Origin of the sequence: Nitrosomonas ureae (genome assembly GCF_001455205.1) — a bacterium.
Classification (GTDB): domain Bacteria; phylum Pseudomonadota; class Gammaproteobacteria; order Burkholderiales; family Nitrosomonadaceae; genus Nitrosomonas; species Nitrosomonas ureae.
Window position 1 is genome coordinate 1,861,031 of the sequence record NZ_CP013341.1, and the last position, 22,151, is coordinate 1,883,181.

Annotated in this window: 20 protein-coding genes; 7 read left to right on the forward strand and 13 right to left on the reverse strand. The window is 43.9% G+C overall.

The genetic code is table 11. From position 1 onward, the window contains the following. Window positions 1–25: 25 nt before the first annotated feature. Window positions 26–436 (reverse strand): YchJ family protein, encoded by a 411-nt coding sequence (locus tag ATY38_RS08415; RefSeq protein ID WP_062558908.1) that lies wholly within the window; start codon window positions 434–436, stop codon window positions 26–28. A gap of 67 nt (window positions 437–503) precedes the next feature. On the opposite strand from ATY38_RS08415, the gene dinB reads away from it, so the two are divergent. Together dinB and ATY38_RS08425 are read left to right on the forward strand one after the other, a co-directional pair. Beyond that, window positions 504–1,658 carry a DNA polymerase IV gene (gene dinB, locus ATY38_RS08420; protein WP_062558909.1) on the forward strand — a complete coding sequence of 385 codons (1,155 nt, stop codon included), beginning with the start codon at window positions 504–506 and terminating at the stop codon, window positions 1,656–1,658. Between the two features lie 83 nt (window positions 1,659–1,741). Continuing rightward, window positions 1,742–2,407, forward strand: a complete 666-nt coding sequence (locus tag ATY38_RS08425) for a CAAX prenyl protease-related protein (RefSeq protein ID WP_062558910.1) — start codon at window positions 1,742–1,744, stop codon at window positions 2,405–2,407. Between the two features lie 38 nt (window positions 2,408–2,445). Here the strand turns inward: ATY38_RS08425 and ATY38_RS08430 are convergent, their stop codons facing one another. Continuing rightward, the gene (locus ATY38_RS08430) at window positions 2,446–3,156 is read right to left on the reverse strand and encodes a flagellar brake protein (RefSeq protein WP_062558911.1); all 711 of its coding nucleotides are present in this window, start codon (window positions 3,154–3,156) and stop codon (window positions 2,446–2,448) included. 490 nt (window positions 3,157–3,646) lie between these two features. Here ATY38_RS08430 and ATY38_RS08435 point away from each other — a divergent pair, with 490 nt between their 5' ends. After that, window positions 3,647–5,029 carry a porin gene (locus tag ATY38_RS08435; RefSeq protein WP_062558912.1) on the forward strand — a complete coding sequence of 461 codons (1,383 nt, stop codon included), beginning with the start codon at window positions 3,647–3,649 and terminating at the stop codon, window positions 5,027–5,029. A 76-nt stretch (window positions 5,030–5,105) separates the two neighbouring features. Here ATY38_RS08435 and rluD read toward each other — a convergent pair whose 3' ends face one another. Next, window positions 5,106–6,122 carry a 23S rRNA pseudouridine(1911/1915/1917) synthase RluD gene (gene rluD, locus ATY38_RS08440; protein ID WP_062558913.1) on the reverse strand — a complete coding sequence of 339 codons (1,017 nt, stop codon included), beginning with the start codon at window positions 6,120–6,122 and terminating at the stop codon, window positions 5,106–5,108. Between rluD and ATY38_RS08445 the strand changes: the two genes are divergently transcribed. After that, the gene (locus ATY38_RS08445) at window positions 6,121–6,927 is read left to right on the forward strand and encodes an outer membrane protein assembly factor BamD (RefSeq protein WP_062558914.1); all 807 of its coding nucleotides are present in this window, start codon (window positions 6,121–6,123) and stop codon (window positions 6,925–6,927) included. The genes rluD and ATY38_RS08445 overlap by 2 nt on opposite strands. Before the next feature lie 28 nt (window positions 6,928–6,955). Here ATY38_RS08445 and ATY38_RS08450 read toward each other — a convergent pair whose 3' ends face one another. The 3 genes from ATY38_RS08450 to ATY38_RS08460 all read right to left on the reverse strand — a co-directional run bounded on the left by ATY38_RS08450 (window position 6,956) and on the right by ATY38_RS08460 (window position 8,949). After that, window positions 6,956–7,399 (reverse strand): universal stress protein, encoded by a 444-nt coding sequence (locus ATY38_RS08450; RefSeq protein WP_062558915.1) that lies wholly within the window; start codon window positions 7,397–7,399, stop codon window positions 6,956–6,958. Between the two features lie 104 nt (window positions 7,400–7,503). Further along, complete coding sequence (locus tag ATY38_RS08455; protein ID WP_062558916.1) at window positions 7,504–8,379, reverse strand: alpha/beta hydrolase; 876 nt, start codon at window positions 8,377–8,379, stop codon at window positions 7,504–7,506. A 21-nt stretch (window positions 8,380–8,400) separates the two neighbouring features. Beyond that, window positions 8,401–8,949, reverse strand: a complete 549-nt coding sequence (locus ATY38_RS08460) for a FecR domain-containing protein (RefSeq protein ID WP_062558917.1) — start codon at window positions 8,947–8,949, stop codon at window positions 8,401–8,403. Between the two features lie 142 nt (window positions 8,950–9,091). Here ATY38_RS08460 and ATY38_RS08465 point away from each other — a divergent pair, with 142 nt between their 5' ends. Further along, the gene (locus ATY38_RS08465; protein WP_062558918.1) at window positions 9,092–10,090 is read left to right on the forward strand and encodes a hypothetical protein; all 999 of its coding nucleotides are present in this window, start codon (window positions 9,092–9,094) and stop codon (window positions 10,088–10,090) included. Between the two features lie 193 nt (window positions 10,091–10,283). Here the strand turns inward: ATY38_RS08465 and ATY38_RS08470 are convergent, their stop codons facing one another. From ATY38_RS08470 to gyrA, 7 genes are all read right to left on the reverse strand, one after another. Then, window positions 10,284–11,048 carry a response regulator gene (locus tag ATY38_RS08470; protein WP_235590225.1) on the reverse strand — a complete coding sequence of 255 codons (765 nt, stop codon included), beginning with the start codon at window positions 11,046–11,048 and terminating at the stop codon, window positions 10,284–10,286. A 551-nt stretch (window positions 11,049–11,599) separates the two neighbouring features. Continuing rightward, the gene (locus ATY38_RS08475) at window positions 11,600–12,484 is read right to left on the reverse strand and encodes a prephenate dehydrogenase (RefSeq protein ID WP_062558920.1); all 885 of its coding nucleotides are present in this window, start codon (window positions 12,482–12,484) and stop codon (window positions 11,600–11,602) included. 26 nt (window positions 12,485–12,510) lie between these two features. Next, on the reverse strand, window positions 12,511–13,629 hold the full coding sequence (gene hisC, locus ATY38_RS08480) for a histidinol-phosphate transaminase (RefSeq protein WP_062558921.1): 1,119 nt from the start codon (window positions 13,627–13,629) through the stop codon (window positions 12,511–12,513). A 76-nt stretch (window positions 13,630–13,705) separates the two neighbouring features. After that, window positions 13,706–14,776 (reverse strand): prephenate dehydratase, encoded by a 1,071-nt coding sequence (pheA, locus tag ATY38_RS08485; RefSeq protein WP_062558922.1) that lies wholly within the window; start codon window positions 14,774–14,776, stop codon window positions 13,706–13,708. 40 nt (window positions 14,777–14,816) lie between these two features. Then, window positions 14,817–16,013: a 3-phosphoglycerate dehydrogenase family protein gene (locus ATY38_RS08490; protein ID WP_062560158.1), complete on the reverse strand. Its 1,197-nt coding sequence runs from the start codon at window positions 16,011–16,013 to the stop codon at window positions 14,817–14,819. Continuing rightward, window positions 16,006–17,097 carry a 3-phosphoserine/phosphohydroxythreonine transaminase gene (gene serC, locus ATY38_RS08495; protein ID WP_062558923.1) on the reverse strand — a complete coding sequence of 364 codons (1,092 nt, stop codon included), beginning with the start codon at window positions 17,095–17,097 and terminating at the stop codon, window positions 16,006–16,008. The genes ATY38_RS08490 and serC overlap by 8 nt, the downstream gene beginning before the upstream one ends. Before the next feature lie 32 nt (window positions 17,098–17,129). Next, complete coding sequence (gene gyrA, locus ATY38_RS08500; protein WP_062558924.1) at window positions 17,130–19,685, reverse strand: DNA gyrase subunit A; 2,556 nt, start codon at window positions 19,683–19,685, stop codon at window positions 17,130–17,132. A 308-nt stretch (window positions 19,686–19,993) separates the two neighbouring features. Here gyrA and ATY38_RS08505 point away from each other — a divergent pair, with 308 nt between their 5' ends. Both ATY38_RS08505 and argF read left to right on the forward strand, forming a co-directional pair. Further along, window positions 19,994–21,154, forward strand: coding sequence for an aspartate aminotransferase family protein (locus tag ATY38_RS08505; RefSeq protein ID WP_062558925.1), 1,161 nt, complete (start codon window positions 19,994–19,996; stop codon window positions 21,152–21,154). Between the two features lie 44 nt (window positions 21,155–21,198). Further along, window positions 21,199–22,125: an ornithine carbamoyltransferase gene (gene argF, locus ATY38_RS08510; RefSeq protein WP_062558926.1), complete on the forward strand. Its 927-nt coding sequence runs from the start codon at window positions 21,199–21,201 to the stop codon at window positions 22,123–22,125. Window positions 22,126–22,151 lie beyond the last annotated feature (26 nt).

Below are 22,151 nucleotides of genomic sequence, written 5' to 3' on the forward strand. Positions count from 1 at the left end.
TACACAAGCATCATGTTTCTTATTGTTACAGTATATCTCCATCAACATAAAACCATATCCCAGCTTCGCGAATAAACCGGCTAATTTCGTGTACTCGGTGAGCTCGCCCGTTTATTTTGTAGCGTGCGATAAATTCAACGATGGCACGATTCCCCGTAAAATGTTCATGGCGTTTGATTACCAGTCCTAGCCACTTCTTCGACAATTGATCGATTACTTCTATAGATGCGGGGCGTGTATCACGGTGCCAGGTTGCCAACAGATAGTGCTCATAATTCAGTGTGTACGCCGTGTAACGTGAACGCATGAGGATTTCTGAGGTGGTGGCCAGCTCGCCCAGATTAATATAACGATTGCAGCAATCAGAAAATTGTTTGCTGCTGCCGCACGGACAAGAGCAAGTCAATGTTTCTAAATGAATGGTTTTCGTATTCATATACAATGTGGTTTATCTGTCAGTGTAATTTATCACAGTCCGCAGGAATATTGTCTTGATCCCTACAATGAACGACTCATTACGTCGGATAGCGCATTTGGATATGGATGCTTTTTATGCTTCGGTTGAACTGTTGCGTTATCCTGAGTTGCATGGCTTGCCAGTTGTAATCGGTGGGCGCAACGAGCACCAGCCGGTGATAGGGGAGGATGGGAGAAGGCATTTTTACCGTTTGCGTGATTATACAGGTCGTGGTGTTATTACGACCGCTACTTATGAGGCACGTGCCTTGGGAATCCATTCCGCCATGGGTGTCATGAAAGCTGCGCAACTGGCGCCGGATGCGATTCTGTTGCCGGTGGATTTTGTTATTTACCGGCATTATTCGCGTTTGTTCAAAGCCGCTGTTGCGCGGATTGCTCCACAAATTGAGGATTCCGGTATCGATGAGGTATACATGGATCTGAGTGATTTGCCCGATGAAATATTAGCATTGGCAAAACGCATCAAACAGGCAGTCAAGGAAGCTACCGGACTTTCTTGTTCGATCGGGATCGCACCGAATAAACTGTTATCTAAAATTTGCTCGGATTTGGAGAAACCGGATGGTTTGACCATTATCGGAGTGTCTGATATCCCGCAGCGAATTTGGCCGTTACCGGTACATAAAATCAATGGCATCGGTCCTAAAGCTGCGAATAAACTGGCGTTACTGGGTATCACTACGATTGCTGAACTGGCACAGGCCGAACTCAGCTTTCTCCGGATTCACTTCGGCCACAGTTACTCCATCTGGCTTTATGAAGCATCGCGCGGAATCGATTCACGCCCGGTAATTACTGATGCGAAGCCTAAGTCTATCAGCCGGGAAATTACATTTGAACGGGATTTGCATCCACGTCAGGATCGCTCCGATTTATCTGAAGCATTCAATGTATTGTGTATTCAAGTCGCTGATGATTTGAAGCGCAAAGGTTACGTTGGGCGTACGATCAGTATCAAGTTACGCTTCGAAGATTTTCATACGCTTACACGCGATTGTTCATTGAGTGCCTATACCGGAGACCCGATTCTGATACGTCGTGCTGCCGGAGATTGTCTGCGGCGAATTTTATTGAAGAAAAGAATTAGATTACTCGGTGTAAAAGTCACCACGCTTTGCTCCGTTAATGCCGCTATCGAGACTGCGCCCTGGCAGAGAGAGTTGCCGCTGATGTCGTGACGCGTTGAAAATGAAAAGCCTGCAGAAAATCAATCAGAACCGCTTGACATTGCAATCAGAAGGAAATTTAAAAGGATGTTGTTATGTTTGATCGTGCTAATTTTTGCCGCATAGCGCCTTTTGGTGCTTATGTCTTTTTCATGGTACTGGAGGACGTGCTATTGAAATTTGGCTGGGAAGCTAATGATTTACGTATGCTCTATGCGGTCAAAATCACTGTCGTGATTGGGTTGCTTTGGACGATGCGAAGCGCTTATAGCGAACTGCATTGGCCGATCAATAGTAGTTTTCGTACCTGGGTAATTGCAATAATCGCAGGTATCCTAGTGTTCGTTGCTTGGATCAATTTGCTTGCAGACTGGATGGTAATGGGAGAAGCTGTTGGCTTTGATCCACGCGATAATAATGAGATGGATTGGTTTCTGGTAACTGTGAGGTTGATTGGCGCGGCTCTAGTGGTTCCCGTAATGGAAGAGTTATTCTGGCGGTCATTTCTGATGCGCTGGCTTGCCCACCCCAATTTTCTTGCCGTAAATCCCGCACAAGTTGGAGTAAAGGCTTTCTGCATTACAGCAATACTTTTCGCAATTGCGCATAGCTTATGGTTTGCCGGATTGTTTGCCGGTATTGTCTATAATATGTTGTATATGCGCAGCGGGACATTGTGGTCTCCCATCCTTGCACACGCTACGACCAATGGGATATTAGGCATTTGGATTATTTATACAGGTAATTGGGGTTTTTGGTAAATGGGTATAAGGGTGCGATTATTTATTACGGTCATTATTTAAATTACTTTCTCAGGGTGTTCAACTATTTCCTGATAAATCAGATGGCTTAACGTAAACTCCTGATCTGGTTTTATTTCAGTAAACTCGACTCCCGAGAAGATTAATTTTTGATCATTCTTGTAGCTTTGTTTAGTAGATTTGATGATAGCTTTAATAAATACTGGTATCTCTCTGTCATGCACTAAGATAGTAAATGATAAAGTTACTATGGAATTCAATGTTCCCAAAGGAAGGGTCGAACTAATCCCAGCGCCATAAATACTGAGGTCTATGATATTGGCTGAAATAGAATTTTCAGCAATGGTAGCTTGATAATTGCACTTAATTCTTCGCGACTTACGTACACTTTGCCCTTGTATATTTTTAGGGAAAGATAAATGTAAATATTTAAATGGTATTTTTATGACTTTGTCGATATACACTGAAAATTTATAAGCATTTTGCCCATTTACCAAGCGCACATATACTTGATCTCCTTCAACGAAGGGTTCCCCGATTAATTGGTTTGATAAAGGCATGGTTACCATTAACGTACTATTTTGCACATAACCGATCATGGATGTTGCGTATGGACTGCTTGGTTTACCAGAATTAGTAGCCAAATACATTTTTTGACCCACCCTAAGGTGCATGTCTTCAAAATTGATTTTTTCTGAGGAATCATTGATTGATTCGGATAGCTCATTTTTTACATTTTGTTTATACATTTTATAGATTATTAAAATTTCTCAATTGTTATTGCATTGTTTGGAAAATGTATCTGCGTCGGGATGTTTGTTGATGCGTGTAATTGAGTAAATCCTATTGAGTGGATTAGCAAATGATTACAATAATTAAATCTGATAGATAAATAGCTTCTAATGGATTGAATTACTAAATTATCTATTCTTGGTGCAGTAAGCTAATTTTTACAGAGGCTATCTAGATTCCTTAACGGTCACGATAATTAAAAACTTTAATGATATCAAAAGTGTTTTATGAATGATGGGTGGAGGTAAAAAATACTTCTGATTTTTATCATTTCCTTTTTAAAATTGATTCAGCTGGAACTTGTTGTATTTTTTCCAATAAAGCAAATATCAAGGGAGTTCGCGTTGACCCTCCACGTTATTCAGTGTTAGAGTTCTATCCATGTGAAGATTAGGGTTTTTGCGTGTGTTTGTATTTTTTGTATGAACATTTTTAAAGGGGGAGTTGATGGAACATAAAATGATCAATAAAAGCCAGATGTTTCGTGCCGTTACGGGAGGGTTGTTATTAATCGGCATGAGTGCGTCTAGTGTTTATGCTAACAGCATGAAAAGTAGTAATAGTTTTATGGAAGCACTCAAAAGTACTGGTATCACGGCTGGTGGTTGGATTCAGGGCGGTGCGACATTTAATCCCAGCTCAACTCATGGTTTCAATGGCCCGGTCACTTTTACTGATCAGGCGAATAGATTCCAACTGAATCAATTGAATTTCTTTGTGGAACGGGCAGTAAAAACAGAAGGCACCGGTTGGGATATTGGTTTCCGAGCTGATTTTTTATTCGGCACTGATGCAATTTTTACTCAAGCCTATGGTAATCCGGCATTTGATGTAAACAATGGTAGACCGCTGGCAGATCGGGGTAATTGGGATCTGGATATATGTTGTAATTCAAGTCGCACTTATGGCATTGCAATTCCGCAGGCTTATGCTGAGATTTATGCGCCAGTTGGTAATGGATTAAATGTTAAGGTAGGTCATTTTTATACGCCGATAGGTTTTGAATCGGTTCCTGCTCCTAACAACTTCTTTTATTCACATGCCTATACCATGCAGTACGGGGAACCTTTCACACATACCGGTGTACTGGGTAATTACACAGTTACTAAGAACTTCACTGCGATGGCGGGTACAATCGGTGGTAGCGGAACCGGGGGCTGGGATGGCAATTTCGATAAGCAAATGGAAAACTGGGGCGGAATCGGAGGTGTTACCTGGACCAGCGATGATAGCAATACCTCCCTCAATGTCAGTGGTACCGGTAGTACGACGTCTACGCGTAATAGTAGCTTCTGGGGTATGTACAGTATTGTCCTGCAGCACAAATTTACAGACAGAACCCATTTAATATTGCAACATGATCACGGTTTTGCTGATAACGTAATACTATTCAATAATGTTTATAGCGGTGTCATAAAAGATGCGGAATGGTATGGAGTCAATTCGCATTTTTACTATGATGTGACTCCTAATGTGTCTGTGGGTGTTCGTGCTGAATGGTTTCGTGATCGGGATGGCTTTCGTGTTTTTGCACCAGGCAGGGTGACTGCAGCAACCAACCATCTTGGAACTAGCTATGCGAGTAATATTGGTTTACTAGGTACCAGTACACCTGCAGATTATTATGCGGTAACCATTGGTGCTAACTGGAAGGCTCTTAGAACGCTTAAAATGGGTTGGCAGGGGATGAAAAATTTGAATATCCGTCCGAATATCCGCTATGACCGTGTAGATGCGCTGCATGAATCGCTTCAAGCGTCTGCGTACCGGCCTTTCGGTGGTAATAAAGACCAGATTCTCTTCTCGCTGGATGCGGTACTGCCTTTCTAATGCGATATGCATATAGTTATACTGTATCAATTATGAAAAATGCGCTCTCGGGCGCATTTTTTATTTCGTATACTGATCATTTTTTGTTCTGTCGTAACATCAGCAGCAAGTCATTGATATCTTCCGGAGTGGCGGCTTCCCACTGATTAACTTGTTCAGTTTTGGGATGGATCAATGCAAGTTTCTGGGCATGGAGTGCTTGACGCGGAAAGTCTATCAATATTTGAGCAATCGCTTGTGCTGTTTTCCCAGGTTTGCCGCCATAGACGGGGTCGCCTACCAAGGCATGTCCGATGGCGTTTAAATGCACCCGGATTTGGTGCGTGCGGCCGGTTTCAAGACTGCATTGCAGTAGTGTGCAGCCATCAAAATTTTCGATCACTTGATAGTTCGTGCGCGCAGGTTTACCTTTGGATGTGACGGTCATTTTGGTACGATGAATGGGGTGACGACCAATCGGCGCATCGATATTTCCCGCTTGTTTGATTTCCCCCAGAACCAATGCCAGATAATCCCGTTTTACTGTGCGCTGCTGCAATTGTCGTACGAGATTTGTTTGGGCGGCTAGGGTTTTTGCGACGACCAATAGCCCGGTAGTATTTTTGTCCAGGCGATGCACAATACCCGCGCGCGGTATATTCTTCAGTTCCGGAGCATGATGCAGTAACGCATTAAGCAAGGTGCCTTGCCAGTTACCATTGCCTGGATGGGTTACCAGGCCGGCAGGTTTGTTGATGATAATGAGCGTTTCATCTTCTTCCATAATGTTTAAATGGATAGCTTCAGCCACAAAAGGTGATTCAGCCGCGATCTTCAGAGGGAAAATTTCGACATGTTCGTCTCCCCATACAAGCTGTTTAGCTGTAGCTATTTGCCCATTCACAAGGACTCGTTTTTCAGCAATCCAGGTTTGCAGGCGACTGCGTGACCAATTTGGCACAAGCTTTGCTAAAGTTTGATCAAGACGCGAACCTGCATAATTAATAGGGATCGTTAAATTTACAACATTCGTTGTTAATTCGTCGCTTACTGCCGCCAGGGGCTTTACGTTATAATCGCCCGTTGTATCTTTGTTTTTTACGGAATTTATCATGTTACATAGTTTAGCCTTATTTCTGGTTTTAGGGTTGTCAGCATGCGGTTTGTTGCCGGATCGTACAGATGATCAAGAGGACTGGTCTGCCAATAAGTTTTATTCGGAAGCAAAAGAAAAATTGAATGATGGTAGTTACCCTGCGGCTATTAAGCTCTATGAAACTTTAGAATCACGCTATCCTTATGGGAGGATTGCTCAACAAGCACAGCTTGAGGTTGCTTACGCACACTATAAAAACGATGAGCCTGCTTCGGCAATCGCAGCTGCTGATCGATTTATTAAATTGCATCCAAATCATGCGAATGTAGATTATGCATATTATATCAAGGGTTTGGCAAATTTTAATGAAGGTTGGGGGATGCTGGGTTTTTTGCTGAAGGGACCATTTAAACAGGATATGAGTGAGCGAGATCCCAAAGCCTCATATGAGTCATTTGAAATTTTTAAGGAATTGGTTACCCGTTTCCCGGAAAGTAAATATGCGGCAGACTCGAGGCAGCGTATGGCGTATTTGCTTAATTTACTTGCAATGGGTGAAATTCATACGGCACGATATTACATGAAACGTAAGGCTTATATTGCAGCTGCTAATCGGGCGCAAAATGCCGTCAAGGAGTATCCTCCTACACCAGCGACGGAAGAGGCCTTGTATATAATGATCAAAGCGTATGAAGCACTGGAAATGTATGATTTACGGGACGATGCAGAACGTGTGATGCGAATTAATTTCCCGGATAGCATTTTTCTCGCGGAATTACCCGAGGTGGGTGCTAAAGCATGGTGGGAGTTTTGGAAAAACTGACACCCCGGAATTTTCTCTGAATCAGTGACTAATGATCTTCCAGATGAACAGCCAATATATCGCATTTCGCATGATAGAGGACTCCCTTTGCTGTGGAGCCCAATAATACAGCAAGACCGTGCCGTCCATGGGAGCCCACGACAATCAAATCAATGCCTTGTTTCACGGCAAGCTGAGTAATTTCTTCCTGCGGTTCTCCCCATATCATCCAACAGCGCTCTGGCGCAATGTTCAATTCATTGCTGATTTGAATCAATTTTCTTTTCTCTGTTTCAAGCAGCTCATAGGATGAGCTTTCATTCAGAGGAATTACTGACCCATAGGGTGTGTCTGGCATAGGAATATTATCCAATACATGAAGGATGTGAAGTTGTGCATTGAATTGTACTGCAAGGGATTTTGCTTTACCTGCTACAGTATGTTCGAATCCGGAGAAGTCAACAGCGAGTAAAATATTTTGATAATTGTTCATGTGAAGTATTTTTTGATTATGGCAATGAGCAAGAGAAAATGTAAATTCTACAGCAGCATGGCACTGTATTACATTTCTACTTATCTTTATTTATATGCTGAGAGTTATTGCTCGTCGTCATGCTTTCTTAAATATTTTGATAGAAAAGCGTTAACGCGTTGTTCATATTCTCTTCCGGCATAGGTATGCATATTAAAATGTTTTGCACCAGGCACAATCCATAGGTCTTTAGGGGTTCTCGCAGCTTCAAAGAGTCTTTTGGTTTCCAACTGAGTGGTATGCATATCATCGGTTCCAGAAATAAACAACAGGGGTGAATGAAGATTATTAATTCGGAAAATTGGACTTAACTCATCCATAGAAATATCCAGATGAAAAGATAATTGCCATAGCATCAGCGGTAATAATAGCGATCCATAGTCTCCAAAATGCAACTTTAGACGATTCTCGACAGCTTCTTCAATAGTGGGGTGAAGCGACTCGAGGATAACAGCATTCAATCTCAATTCTTGCTTAGCCAAAACTATTGCCGCGGCGCCCAAAGAAGTGCCAAGTGCACCTATTCGTTCGGTCGGAAATGTTTTTCGCAGAAAAGTGACTGCCGCTTCCACATTTCTAGATTCATGCAAACCAAAGGTAATGTGATTCCCGGCAGTTTCTCCATGGGCTTGCAGATCAATGAGCAAAACGCTAAAGCCTTGATCCTTCAGGAACCGTGCCCGGCTCAGCATTTCAACTCGGTTGCTGCGCATTGAATGAACCAGTAATACCACGCCATTCCCCGGTTTTCCATAAATCATCCAACCATGCACAGTTGGTCCGTTTGCAGCAGGGATCTGCACTGATTCAACTGGAAAATCTGTAGTTAATATTCCTACAGCAGTCGGTGCCGATGCAGTCAAAACTGCACCGATTGTAAATATGCCCAGTATGATTGCGATTATAAAGGCTAGAATCTGAAAAAATAGTTTGTGTAGCATGACATTGGGTTCTTAATCGCATTATTGTGGTGAGCGCCAAGGTGCGATATCGCGTTCAGCTATCAAACGATGCTTGCTAATACCGGTATCATCAAAATCAGCCTGTTCAAACGCACTGATCTGATAAACCCCGGAAGCTACGTGAACCTTAATATAACCATCGGCAACTGCAATATGGCGGCTGCCACCTTTGTGCAATTGGATACTGAAACGGGTTCCGAAATCTTTAATCATAGTATTGCCAATTTTCACTTCAAGCTGATTGACGGCATTCTTCCGAATATCAAAATAAACGTTTCCCTTGAGCAACTCTACCTGCAGCGGTTGACCTTCTTTCACCGCTATAGAACTCTGTGTATCGAGTGCCATATCGATACCAGGCGCTATCGAAGCGGTAAGTTGCTCTTCTGAGTTTGTTTCAAAAAATCGAACATTCTCAGGTTTACCAAAATACCAAGTCATCAGGCCCAGCATGACACAAATTCCCATGATGGAGCAATGAAGTAAAAAACGCCGCCAACTGAAGACAAAGGTATATGGCTGTATAATGGGAGGTTCAGGTTTCTGCATTTTTACTTAACAAGCCAATAATAAAAGCAGGAATTATATACTGTTGGTAATTATTTTTTAGCTTGGGGTTTAAACAAAGCTATCTACTTTCAGTTCCGTCAATTAAGCTGATAAATGTAGAGACTAAAATGGGGGAGAAAAAATGCTTAATTCTTCAATACTGGATATTGCCATAGGCATGGTGTTTCTTTTCGTGTTGATCAGTTTGCTGTGTTCCACGATCAATGAAATGATTGCGCAATTTTTGTGCATGCGGGCGAAGAATCTTGAAGCAGGGTTGGCAAACCTGCTGCAATCAGGTGCAGGAAACAAACTGGTAAGCGATCTTTATAATCATCCGTTAATCAACGGGCTTTCAAAAGCGGGGCATAAACCCTCTTATATTCCGGCCAAGAACTTTACTCTGGCGTTAATGGATATCATGTCGGGTAGTATGGGCAAGATTCCGACCGACAATAAATCCTTAATCGAGGCGATTGAGAGGCAGGGTCAATTTGCTCGGACTGAAGCAGGAAAGTCTATTATTCTTCTGCTGCATGAAGCAGGAGATAATGTGGAGAAAGCACGCCGGAATCTTGAAGGCTGGTATAACGATGCAATGGATAGGGTGGGCGGCTGGTATAAACAAAAAACACAAATTATCATCTTTGTGACCTCACTCATCATATGTGCAGTACTCAATATTGATGCAATCAAAATTTCCCAGACACTTTGGACCGATATCGCGCTCAGGCAAGCGCTGGTTGAAGCTGCCTCATCATCGGATATTGCTCGTTTGATGCCGCAAGAATCAACCGAGCAAGAGCCGACAGTCGTAGACGATGTTGTCGTGCATCCCAGTGAACAAACGGCAATTAAAGCTGCAACGGAAGATAGGGTGCAATCCGCTAAGAATACTGGAGCGCTAATCGAGCAAATCAAAGCATTGCATCTGCCGATCGGTTGGAAGGAAAAGATAGATGGAGAAGATGTTTGGGTGTACAGGGAATTCGATTTAATGGGATGGATCGTTAAAATCATGGGTATCCTGATTACCACTTTTGCCGCTTCTTTGGGTGCTCCATTCTGGTTTCAGTTATTGAATAAGGTGGTTGATCTTCGTGCTGCGGGTAAGCAACCTGCTAAATCCGGAAGATCATAAATGAGGTATGGGTGCCAAACGAGTACAGGATGAATTTTTACAAATAGATTTTGTGAAGTTAGGCAAGTTGATAAAAAATACACAAAGGGTGCGATACTGAGTGTCGAGCGAGATTTATTGATTTTGACAACTGAAGAAAGTAGGTGGAGGTGGTGCTAGTATTTGTTTAAGTTGTTAATATTTATGGTTATTTTTAACTTTTCAGTATTCGTGAGATATTTTGCTTGAGTGTTTCCGGGTAGAAGGGTTTTATGATAAAACCTGCAGCCCCTGCGCTCACAGCTAGTTTGAGCAATTTTCGGCTGGCTAATGTTGTTGTCATTACGATCTTTGTTGTATCATTTTTACTGCGTATGATTTTTAAGGCTTCTATTCCATTCATCATTGGCAGATCGAAATCCAGACATGCAATATCGGGTTTGTGTTCTGCTACCAGTTCGGTGGCTTGCATGCCATCATAGGCTTCCCCGACTACTTCGATCCCCATTTGTGTCAAAATTGTTATCAACAATCGTCGCACTGTGCGGCTATCATCGGCTACAACGGCTGTTGTGTGAAAGGTATCATCCTCGGGGAAACTATTATACTTTCTAGTCAGGATCATTAACTGTTTTTTTGCGTGGGTTATTTCTTGCAGTACATCAAATATTTTCTTCTGAGAAAATGGCTTGTAGATAAATCCATCAATCCCCAACATGGCGGCAACATGTTGTAACGTGGTGTCATCGCTTCCCGTAATCATTACCACAGGAAGGTTAGGATATGCCGTGCGGATTTCGCCCAAAAGATGCATACCATCTTTGTTGGGTAATAAATGATCAAGGCAGATGATATCGGGATCTAGCATCTCAATTGTGGAAAGAAGTTTCTCACCACTACTCAGCTCTCCCACGACTACATATTCATCACCGTTCAGCATGGCTCGTAATGTGGTGCGAATACACACACAATCGTCCACGATGAGGACCCGAATTCTTTTGGATAATTGAGTCATAACAGTAATTATGTAATATATTTCCTATAAATGATTTTTTTAATTACTTTAGGATAGATCGGGTAACGTGCATGAGGGAGTGTATTCTAAGCTTCTATAATGGGATAAACTGCTGAACTATCATGTAATAGTATATAAAATATAGCTATTTATCATTATTATTTTATTAAACAAGAATAAATATTACAGTATAAGAAAGATAAAATTCCGGAAAGAGGAGTTTTAATTTGTAAGAATATTCCTATATCCTTAGGGTGTCAATGTTGAAGTGAGAAAGGCTCTCGCATCATTTTCCAGTCTGCCAAATAAACGACTAGAATAGAGAGTACTTGAACGAATTTTTCTACATTTTTGTGGATTGCGCTGGGTGGCGATGCTTGAAGAAATAATATGATGGTTTTATAACGTGTTGGTCTGCGACGGGCAGGAAAAAGAAGAATTAAGCAATTGCATATTTAGTTGCAGATTGTTGGATATGCTTGACAAGTTGGGCGGCAGTCAAGGTTCATCTGGCATTAGATGCTATTTTTCAGCCATTCATCGCGCAGGCTTCGTGCTCGAGAAAAATTTTCTTCTAATGCCTCTGCATCATTAGTACTTAATATTACTTGCAGCACCTTCAATTCATCCTGATACATATCAATTTGCTTGAGCAAAGCCGCGCGATTTGCCAAGCAGATATCGCGCCACATTTCCGGGGAACTACTAGCGATGCGGGTGAAGTCACGAAAGCCGCTACCGGCGAAACGCAGCATGTTTTCGGGTTGACTGGTGTTGCTGAGGTGATTCATCAATGTGAAGGCGAGAATATGCGGTAAATGACTGGTGGCGGCGAGGACTTGGTCGTGGTCATTTGCAGGCATCAACGATACTCGTGCGCCGCAGACCTGCCATAACTGACATACCCGTTCAATAGCGTCGGAACTGGTTTCCGGTAGCGGAGTTAGGATCACGTGTTTATTAAGATATAAATCAGGTTGTGCGGCTTGTACACCGCTTTGTTCTGCACCGGCGATCGGGTGACCGGGGACAAAATGATGCCGGCTTTGCATCGAAAGATAGTGGCGTGCAGCAGCGATTACATCTTGCTTGGTGCTGCCAGCGTCGGTGACGATGGTGTCGGCGTGCAGATGTGGGGCGATTTTTTCCATGATGCGCTTGGTTTGGCCTACCGGCATCGCAAGGAACACCAAATCTGCATGATGCAGGGCGGAAGCGATATCGCTTGCAATTTCATCAATTACCCCGAGTTCAATGGCATATTGCATATTTTTCTGGCTACGCCCAACACCGACGATATGCTTGGCCAGGCCGGCACTGCGCAGGGCCTGTGCAAATGAGCCGCCGATCAGGCCTACACCTATAATAACCAGTTTATTGAGCGCTGTGGTCTGTGTCATTGGTGGCACTTGGATTGAGCTTTTAATTAATTCAGTTCACTTAACGCCAGTTCCAGCGCTTCCAGGAAACGTTTGTTTTGCGCTTCCAATCCAATCGTAACCCGAAGATGATTAGGCATTTCATAAATACCGAGCGGGCGTACAATGATGCCTTGTTGCAGCAGATTCTGATAAACCGTCAGGGTGTTGGATGGATCGCCCTTGACGCGGAAACTGATGAAATTGCCATATGAGGGAATACATTCAATGCTCATCCTGCGGAAACCATCGGTGAGTTGCAGCATACCCACACGGTTCAGTGCGTATGAACGTTGCACGAATTCGGCATCGTGCAATGCAGCTAGAGCGCCTACCAGGCCAATGCTGCTGACATTGAAAGGTTGGCGCACACGGTTCATCAAGTTAGCCACATCCGGATGTGTCAAGCCGAATCCAACGCGCACACCGGCTAAGCCGTATGCTTTGGAGAAAGTTCGTGTGAGCAGCAAGTTGGAAAACTGCTTTAACCAGCTAATACTATCTGGTTTGTTCGCCTCGGGTAAGTATTCGTAATAGGCTTCATCCATAACGACTAATACATCGCGCGATACGCGCTCCATAAATCGCAATAGTTCATTTTCGCTGGATAGGGTGCCAGTCGGGTTATTGGGACTGGCAATAAATACGATACGTGTTTCCGGCGTGATGGCATCCAGCATCGCTGGTAAATCATGGCCATAATCGCGGGCGGGAACTGATATGCCATTGGCACCGATCATCTTTACCACCAACGGATAAACGGCAAAAGCATGTTGTGAATATACAGCTGTGGCGCCCGGTTTTAGAAATACACGTGCGGCCAGATCCAATACATCATTCGAGCCATTACCCAGGATAATTTGTTCCGGATCAAGTTGATAGCGCTTGGAGAGTGCAGCTTTCAATTCGTAACCGCTGCCGTCCGGATAAAGTGCGATATCGTGCAATGTGTTTATTATCGCATCTAATGCGAGTGGGCTGGTGCCGAGCGGATTCTCATTGGAGGCCAGTTTGACTATATGTGCTTCATCCAAACCCATTTCCCGTGCAAGTTCGGAAATGGGCTTGCCGGGTTGATAGGGTTGGATCGAACGGATATATTCCGGAGCAAAGTCACAAAGATTCATAAGATTAAATGTGTTATGGGTAAAATATCGGGAGTTGAATAATTCAATAATGTGATTATTCGGTGATAGTGAAGCGTTATGTTACTGGATATGATCCGAGGATTTTCAGAAAAGCTGCTTTGTCACGTAATTCTACCAGTGCAGCGGCTACTTTTTGATCTTGTTGGTGCCCTTCAATATCCACAAAGAAAACATATTGCCATAGCCCAGCGCGCGATGGACGCGACTCCAAACGGCTCATGCTGACACCATACCGCGCCAGCGGCTCAAGCAATTTATAGATTGCTCCGGAGTGGTTGCTGGTTGACAGGATCAAAGAAGTTTTATCTTTTCCTGAAGCATCTACTAGCTGTTTACCGATAACGAGAAAACGCGTGGTATTTTTTGGATCATCTTCGATGTTTTCAGCGCAGATGGAAAGCCCGAATAATTCGGCAGCTCTCTTGCTCGCTATGGCCGCTGCATGGGCATCCGCTGCTGCCTGCCGGGCTGCTTCTGCATTGCTGGCGGTAGTGACAAAAGCAATATCGGAAATTTGCGGCAAATTGACTTTTAGCCATTGATGGCATTGAGCGAAAGATTGCGGGTGAGTATATATTTTTTTGATGTGTGATAATCCGGATTGTTGTGCCATCAAAAATTGATGGATAGCCAGTTGAATTTCACCGCAAATGATCAGTGAAGTTTGCAGCAATAAATCCATGGTTCTGCCAACTGCGCCCTCGGTAGAATTTTCCACTGGCACCACCCCGTAATTAGCTGAATCCGATTCCACAGCGCGAAATACTTCGTCGATAGAATCACACGCCAGGGTTGAAATGGCGTTACCAAAACGTTTTAACGCTGCATCTTCCGAGAAAGTACCGCTAGGTCCGAGGTAAGCTACACTCATTGGCCTTTCCAAGGCGCGGCATACCGACATAATTTCGATAAATAGTTGTTTGATGTGTTTGCTACTGATGGGACCGGGATTCTGTTCTTGCATCCGTGTCAGTATTTGCGCTTCACGTTCGGGGCGATAAATAATGCCGCTCTTTTTAATCTTGCCGATTTGCTGTGCCAGCCCGGCGCGTTTGCTTATCAGCAGGAGCAGTTCTTCGTCAATGGTGTCAATCTGATTGCGTAATTGTTTGAGTTCTTCTGACATGAGCAGTGAAAATTTTGACTTAACGATAAGACATCGAATTCTATTGAGTAAGCGGCAGATAACGCGCCATGAGCACACCCGCAATGGCGGCGATTTCATCCAATGCATGTTGTGGCACCGGACTGTCGACATCAACCAGCGTACAAGCCATTTCGCCTCGTGACTTGTTGATCATATTATGAATATTCAATCCGGCCTTGGCCATGCTAGTGGAGATTTGGCCCAAGATATTGGGTACGTTGGCATTGGCTACCGCTACACGATAAGGTGATTCCCGTTCCATCCGGATGTCGGGAAAATTGACCGTATGAGTGATGTTGCCGTTTTGCAGATAATCAATGAGCTGATCCACTACCATAACCGCACAATTTTCTTCTGATTCCTGTGTTGATGCACCGATATGCGGGAAGGTGATAACCGATTTCTGATGCTGCAATTTCTGACTGGGAAAGTCACTGACATAAGTTTTGATTTTGTTCATGGCGATACCGGCCAGAACAGCTTCTTCATCGACGATTGCGCTACGCGAAAAATTTAAAAGAATCACATTCTGCTTCATCAGTTTGATGTTTTTATCATTAATCAGATGGCGGGTGGAATCCAGTAATGGAACATGTACGCTGACAAACTCGCTGTGGCGCAGGAGATCTTCCATACTGTTGGCTTTCTTAACTTCTGCCGATAAATTCCATGCAGAATCCACGGTGATTTGAGGGTCATAACCGATTACTTTCATGCCTAGTTTAAGTGCGGAATTGGCAACCAGTCGACCAATTTCACCCAAGCCGATAATACCGAGTGTGCGTCCGGGCAATTCAATACCGGAAAAAAGTTTTTTTCCATCTTCGGCTTGTTTGTTCAGAATCACATCATCACCTTGCAGATTTTCAACAAACTGCAAAGCAGGCACCAGATTGCGCGCGGTTACGAGCAGGCTGGCTAGAACCAGTTCTTTAACCGCGTTGGCATTTGCGCCCGGCGTATTGAACACGGGAATGCCACGATTATTCATATCGGGCACCGGAATGTTGTTGGTGCCCGCACCAGCACGGCCAATTGCTTTAACGCTGATGGGAATGTTCTGGTTTAACATGTTATGCGAACGCACCAGAATTGCATCCGGTTCAGTGATATCTTTGCCAATCTGATAGCTTTCTGTTGGAAAGCGGCACAGACCATGATGAGAAATCTGGTTAAGCGTGAGAATCTTGAAGATTTTATACTGAGGTTCAGGCATGCTGATTGGCGAATTCATTCATAAACGCAACTAATTTTGTTACACCTTCAATCGGCATGGCATTGTATATCGATGCGCGCATACCGCCTACGGAGCGATGGCCTTTTAACTGAATCAAACCATTGTTGTCGGCTTGTTTGAGAAATTCTTCGTTCAGTGCAGGATTTTTCAATGTGAAGGGAACATTCATGCGTGAGCGATCCGCTTTTGCTACCGGGCAATGATAGAAATCGTTGTTATTCAGCAAGTCATACAGTAAATTAGCTTTGGTAATATTGATTTTTTCCATCATCGCCAATCCGCCTTTATTTTTCAGCCATGCAAATACCAAACCGGTAATATACATGGCGTAGGTAGGTGGCGTGTTGTACATCGAATCATTTTGTGCATGAATCTGATAATCATATAATGTTGGAGTGCCTGTTAGTGGCTGACCCAATAAATCTTCGCGGACTACGACCAGTGTTAGTCCTGCAGGCCCGAGGTTTTTCTGGGCGCCCGCGTAGACTAATCCAAAACGCGTGATATCCAGCGGTCGTGACAAAATATCGGATGACATGTCGGCTACCAATGGAATACCGTTGCGCGAATCAATGTCGGGTATCCAATGAAACTCGACGCCGCCAATCGTTTCATTGCTGGTATAGTGGATATAGGCTGCTTCAGGATCCAGATGCCATTTATCTTGGGTGGGTACACAAGTAAAATTAGTTTTTTCCGAGGACGCAGCTACATTGATCGTGCAGTAGCGGCTAGCCTCCTTGATGGCCTTGGTTGACCACTGACCGGTATTGATATAGTTCGCTTTTGTTTTGCCACGCAACAGATTCATCGGCACCATGGAGAATTGACTGGAAGCGCCGCCTTGTAGAAATAACACTTTGTAGTTTTCGGGAATGCCCACCAGTTCACGAAAATCGCTTTCGGTTTTCTCGGCGATAGACATGAATTCTTTACCTCGATGGCTCATTTCCATTACGGACATGCCGCTACCGTGCCAATCCAGCATCTCATCGCGCGCTTGCTGTAGCACTTCTTTGGGAAGGACCGCAGGGCCTGCGCTAAAGTTATAGATTTGATCCATTGCGTTATTTGCGATTAATTTTTGATTAGTTATTAACTGTCATTATCATCTTCGCTTTCCACCACTCGTTCCAGACCGGCCAGTTTTTCACCTGCATCCAGATTGATTAGGGTAACCCCTTGCGTAGCGCGGCTCATTTCGCGTACTTCACTGACTCGGGTACGGATTAATACGCCGCCGGAAGTGATCAGCATGATTTCGTCATCCGGTTTTACCAGTTTTGCCGTGACAACCTTGCCGTTACGCGCGCTGGTAATGATTGCAATCATACCTTGCGTGCCGCGGTTATGGCGTGTGTATTCGCTGATCGGAGTACGTTTGCCGTAGCCGTTTTCAGTGGCTGTTAATACTGCGAGATCTTCATTTTCAGCGACCAGCATTGATATGACCTTATGTCCTGAACCCAGTTTCATGCCACGCACCCCACGGGCGGTACGCCCCATTGGACGCACATCATTTTCGCTAAAGCGCATGGCTTTGCCGTTGTCTGAAAATAGCATCACGTCATGTTTGCCTTCGGTCAATTCGACGCCAATGAGAAAGTCGCCTTCATCCAATCCGATTGCAATAATGCCGTTATTGCGCGGACGGGAAAATTCCGATAAGGGTGTTTTTTTGACTGTACCAAAAGATGTCGCCATAAAAACAAAACGATTTTCATCAAAGGTTTTGACCGGCAGAATCGCATTGATTTTTTCGCCCTCTTCCAGTTGCACCCAGTTGATAATCGGCTTTCCACGGGATTGCCGACCGCCTTGCGGTACCTCATATACCTTGATCCAATACACACGTCCCAAACTTGAAAAGCACAGGATATAATCATGCGTGTTGGCAATGAACAATTTGTCAATAAAGTCATCTTCCTTGGTACTGGTTGCCAGCTTGCCACGTCCGCCACGTTTTTGTGCGCGGTAATCATCCAGCAATTGGGATTTGATATAGCCAGTATGCGACAGTGTAACGACTACATCTGCCGGCGTGATCAAATCTTCCATACTTAAATCTTGTGTATCGACAACGATTTCACTGCGACGCTTGTCACCGAATTGTTGTTTGATTGTATCCAGTTCTTCGGTAATGATTTGAGTGATGCGTTCTGGGTTTGCCAGAATGTCGAGATAGTCAATAATCTTTTCAATGACATCTTTATATTCATCAACAATCTTTTCTTGTTCCAAACCGGTGAGGCGTTGCAAACGTAATTCCAGAATGGCCTGTGCTTGGGCATCAGATAAATGATAGCCTTGCGCTTTTAGTCCGAACACGTCATCCAAGCCTTCCGGACGTAGTGCATTAGCGTCCGCCATTGCGCGCGTCAGCATTTCTTCAACCAATTGGGAATGCCAGACTTTTGCCATTAGCGCTTCTTTGGCGTCAGCCGGTGTTGGTGCAGCCTTGATCAAGGTGATAATTTCATCAACATTGGATAGTGCGACTGCCAGGCCTTCGAGTAAATGGCCGCGTTCCCGAGCCTTTTTCAGTTCGAATACTGTGCGGCGCGTAACAACTTCACGGCGGTGACGCAGAAAAGCGTCTAGAATTTGCTTTAAATTTAACAATCGTGGCTGACCATCGAGCAAGGCGACCATATTCATACCAAACGTATCTTGCATTTGTGTTTCTTTATACAAGTTGTTCAGAATGACCTCAGGCATTTCTCCGCGTTTCAGCTCAATAACGACGCGCATGCCCGATTTGTCGGATTCGTCACGTAAATCGGAGATGCCTTCGATTTTTTTATCGCGAACCAACTCTCCGATACGGATGAGTAAGTTCGCTTTGTTAACTTGATAGGGTAATTCGTCAATGATGATAGATTGACGACTGCCTTTCTCCAGATCTTCGAAGTGCGTGCGCGCACGCATAACAACACGACCGCGGCCCGTACGATAGCCGTCTCGTACACCATTTACACCATAAATAATGCCGGCAGTGGGAAAATCTGGTGCCGGTATTAGATCAATAAGCTCATCAATGCTGATATCCGGATTTTTGAGCAGAGCTAGGCAGGCTTCTACTACTTCATTGAGGTTGTGTGGCGGAATATTGGTTGCCATGCCCACGGCGATACCAGATGAGCCGTTGATTAGCAGATTGGGGATCTTCGCCGGTAGTATTAGAGGCTCTTTTTCGGAGTCATCATAATTGGGACCGAAATTGACTGTTTCCTTGTCAAGATCAACCAGCAATTCATGTGCGATACGTGACATGCGGATCTCGGTATAACGCATGGCAGCAGCGTTATCACCATCTACTGAACCGAAGTTGCCTTGTCCATCAATGAGCATATAGCGCAACGAAAAGTCCTGTGCCATGCGTACAATAGTGTCATAAACAGCAGTATCGCCGTGAGGATGGTATTTACCAATGACATCACCGACGATACGTGCAGACTTTTTGTACGGTCTGTTCCAGTCGTTGGAAAGTTCATGCATGGCAAATAATACGCGCCGGTGAACCGGTTTTAAGCCGTCACGAACATCAGGCAAGGCACGACCTACAATCACACTCATCGCGTAATCAAGGTAGGAACGTCGCATTTCTTCTTCAAGGCTGATGGGCAGAGTTTCCTTGGCGAATTGATTCATATCTTATGATTTTTGTGAGAACAGCGGGTTATGATGCAGAGGTGTATCTTCTTAAAGTTTAATATAAGAAAATTTATAAACCCCGACATTCTAACATGCTGTCATAATTTCTTAGTTCTTTGCATTGTAAAATTGCAAAAATAAGCCAATCATTGGAGAAAAAAGCTTGAAAAAGCAAATTAAATAAGTAAACATAATAGTTTTTCCAAATTTTTCTTACTTTTCATGTCTGATTGAGTCAGGACACATAAATTGAATTTTCCAACTAAAATTAAACTAAATGCGAGTGTAGTGCTGTGTCTAATTTGATGAATACTTATTCGCGGTTACCCGTCACCTTTGTAAAAGGTGACGGGGTGTGGTTATGGGATGATCGTGGCGAGCGGTATTTGGATGCGTTGGCCGGTGTTGCTGTGTGTGGATTGGGGCATTGTCATCCAAGATTGACCAAAGCTATCTGTGAGCAAGCCGGAAGGTTAATCCATACATCTAATCTTTATGGTATTCAGAAGCAGGGACGATTGGCTGATCGTCTGATCGAACTATCAGGTATGGATAATGCATTCTTTTGCAATTCCGGGGCCGAGGCTAATGAGGCGGCGATAAAACTAGCCCGTTTGCATGGGCATAATAAAGGAATTTCCTTGCCCACTATTGTAGTAATGGAGCGTTCATTTCATGGGCGTACCATGGCAACCTTGACGGCTAGCGGGAATCGTAAGGTGCAAGCGGGATTTGAACCTCTGTTGTCGGGATTTGTACGTGTTCCCTATAACAGCATGGAGGCGATCACGCAAGTTGCTGCTAACAATAAGGATGTTGTGGCGGTGCTGGTGGAGCCTTTTCAGGGTGAGGGTGGGGTTAATATTCCTGAAGTGTATTATTTGCGGAAATTGCGCGATTTATGCGATCAGAATGGATGGTTTTTGATGCTGGATGAGATACAGTCCGGGATCGGGCGTAGTGGGAAGTGGTTCGCATTTCAGCATAGCCATATCATGCCGGATGTAATAACGCTGGCTAAGGGTTTGGCGGGGGGGGTTCCGATCGGCGCTTGTTTGGCTAGAGGCGTGGCTGCGGAAGTTTTCAAGCCGGGTAATCATGCTTCTACCTTTGGAGGCAATCCGCTGGCTTGCGCTGCTGCAATTGAAACTCTCAATGTGATTACGGATGCAAATCTTCTTGACCATGTTACCGAATTGGGTAATTTTATACGTGAAAGACTTAAGAAACAGCTAATTGACGTTGCCGGAGTCGTACAGATCAGAGGTCAAGGTTTGATCATAGGTATTGAGCTTTCAGTGCCTTGTGTTGAGTTGGTACAGAAAGCCTTGGAGAAAAAATTATTGATTAACGTAACATCCGATAAAGTGGTGCGATTGCTGCCTGCGTTTGTGATGCAGCAAAACGAAGCTGAACAGGTGGTTGATATTACTTGCTCATTAATAAGGGAGTTTTTTAATAACTAATCAGCTTGCATCTGTGTAATGACTGATTGGTTATTTATTTTATTATGCAATTTAAGCATTTTCTGAAATTTAATGATTTCTGCCGCGATGAATATGAATATCTGTTTGAACGTGCGCGCTGGATAAAAAAGGAATTCAAACAATACCGGCAATACTGGCCATTGAATGATCGAACATTGGCGATGATTTTTGACAAAAATTCGACGCGTACACGGTTATCATTTGAAGCGGGTATGCATCAATTGGGTGGTGCGGCCATTTACCTGTCAACACGGGATACACAGCTGGGGCGTGGGGAACCTGTAGAGGATGCTGCACGAGTGATTTCGCGCATGGTCGATCTGATTATGATCCGAACTTATCAACATGACACGATTAAGCGCTTTGCTGAGAATTCGAGAGTTCCGGTAATCAATGGTTTAACTGATGAATATCATCCGTGCCAAATCATGAGCGATATTTTTACTTATATCGAATACAGAGGCAGCATAGAAGAAAAAACTGTAGCATGGATCGGTGATTCCAACAATATGTGCAATACTTGGTTGCAAGCAGCTGAAATTTTTAATTTTCAAGTGCATGTATCAACACCGCCAGGCTACGATATTAATCCTGAGCGGATAGGGTTAAATGGTACTGCGCATTATGAAATCTATACGAATCCTCGCGAAGCTGTAAAGAGTGCGGATCTTGTTACCACAGATGTGTGGACGAGTATGGGATTCGAGGAAGAAATCGAGCAAAGAAAAAATGATTTTGCTGCATTTTGTGTCAATAAGGAAATGATGTCTTTGGCTAAATCAGATGCGTTATTTATGCACTGTTTGCCAGCACATCGTGGAGAAGAAGTAAGCGCCGAAGTTTTGGATGGGCCGCAATCGGTAGTATGGGATGAAGCAGAAAATCGGCTCCATACGCAAAAGGCGCTTATGGAGTATTTGCTACTGGGTAAAATAAATACTGGAATATAGAATGATTTGGAATTTTTAGTGGGCGT

What these genes read in the sequence shown, in the direction of transcription:
- dinB (WP_062558909.1), top strand. Translation starts at nt 504, where the DNA reads ATGAACGACTCATTACGTCGGATAGCGCATTTGGATATGGATGCTTTT.
- gyrA (WP_062558924.1), bottom strand. Translation starts at nt 19,685, where the DNA reads ATGAATCAATTCGCCAAGGAAACTCTGCCCATCAGCCTTGAAGAAGAA.
- serC (WP_062558923.1), bottom strand. Translation starts at nt 17,097, where the DNA reads ATGGATCAAATCTATAACTTTAGCGCAGGCCCTGCGGTCCTTCCCAAA.
- ATY38_RS08415 (WP_062558908.1), bottom strand. Translation starts at nt 436, where the DNA reads ATGAATACGAAAACCATTCATTTAGAAACATTGACTTGCTCTTGTCCG.
- ATY38_RS08435 (WP_062558912.1), top strand. Translation starts at nt 3,647, where the DNA reads ATGGAACATAAAATGATCAATAAAAGCCAGATGTTTCGTGCCGTTACG.
- ATY38_RS08505 (WP_062558925.1), top strand. Translation starts at nt 19,994, where the DNA reads ATGAATACTTATTCGCGGTTACCCGTCACCTTTGTAAAAGGTGACGGG.
- ATY38_RS08490 (WP_062560158.1), bottom strand. Translation starts at nt 16,013, where the DNA reads ATGCCTGAACCTCAGTATAAAATCTTCAAGATTCTCACGCTTAACCAG.
- ATY38_RS08425 (WP_062558910.1), top strand. Translation starts at nt 1,742, where the DNA reads ATGTTTGATCGTGCTAATTTTTGCCGCATAGCGCCTTTTGGTGCTTAT.
- ATY38_RS08475 (WP_062558920.1), bottom strand. Translation starts at nt 12,484, where the DNA reads ATGACACAGACCACAGCGCTCAATAAACTGGTTATTATAGGTGTAGGC.
- ATY38_RS08430 (WP_062558911.1), bottom strand. Translation starts at nt 3,156, where the DNA reads ATGTATAAACAAAATGTAAAAAATGAGCTATCCGAATCAATCAATGAT.
- argF (WP_062558926.1), top strand. Translation starts at nt 21,199, where the DNA reads ATGCAATTTAAGCATTTTCTGAAATTTAATGATTTCTGCCGCGATGAA.
- ATY38_RS08450 (WP_062558915.1), bottom strand. Translation starts at nt 7,399, where the DNA reads ATGAACAATTATCAAAATATTTTACTCGCTGTTGACTTCTCCGGATTC.
- hisC (WP_062558921.1), bottom strand. Translation starts at nt 13,629, where the DNA reads ATGAATCTTTGTGACTTTGCTCCGGAATATATCCGTTCGATCCAACCC.
- ATY38_RS08465 (WP_062558918.1), top strand. Translation starts at nt 9,092, where the DNA reads ATGCTTAATTCTTCAATACTGGATATTGCCATAGGCATGGTGTTTCTT.
- ATY38_RS08445 (WP_062558914.1), top strand. Translation starts at nt 6,121, where the DNA reads ATGTTACATAGTTTAGCCTTATTTCTGGTTTTAGGGTTGTCAGCATGC.
- pheA (WP_062558922.1), bottom strand. Translation starts at nt 14,776, where the DNA reads ATGTCAGAAGAACTCAAACAATTACGCAATCAGATTGACACCATTGAC.
- ATY38_RS08460 (WP_062558917.1), bottom strand. Translation starts at nt 8,949, where the DNA reads ATGCAGAAACCTGAACCTCCCATTATACAGCCATATACCTTTGTCTTC.
- rluD (WP_062558913.1), bottom strand. Translation starts at nt 6,122, where the DNA reads ATGATAAATTCCGTAAAAAACAAAGATACAACGGGCGATTATAACGTA.
- ATY38_RS08455 (WP_062558916.1), bottom strand. Translation starts at nt 8,379, where the DNA reads ATGCTACACAAACTATTTTTTCAGATTCTAGCCTTTATAATCGCAATC.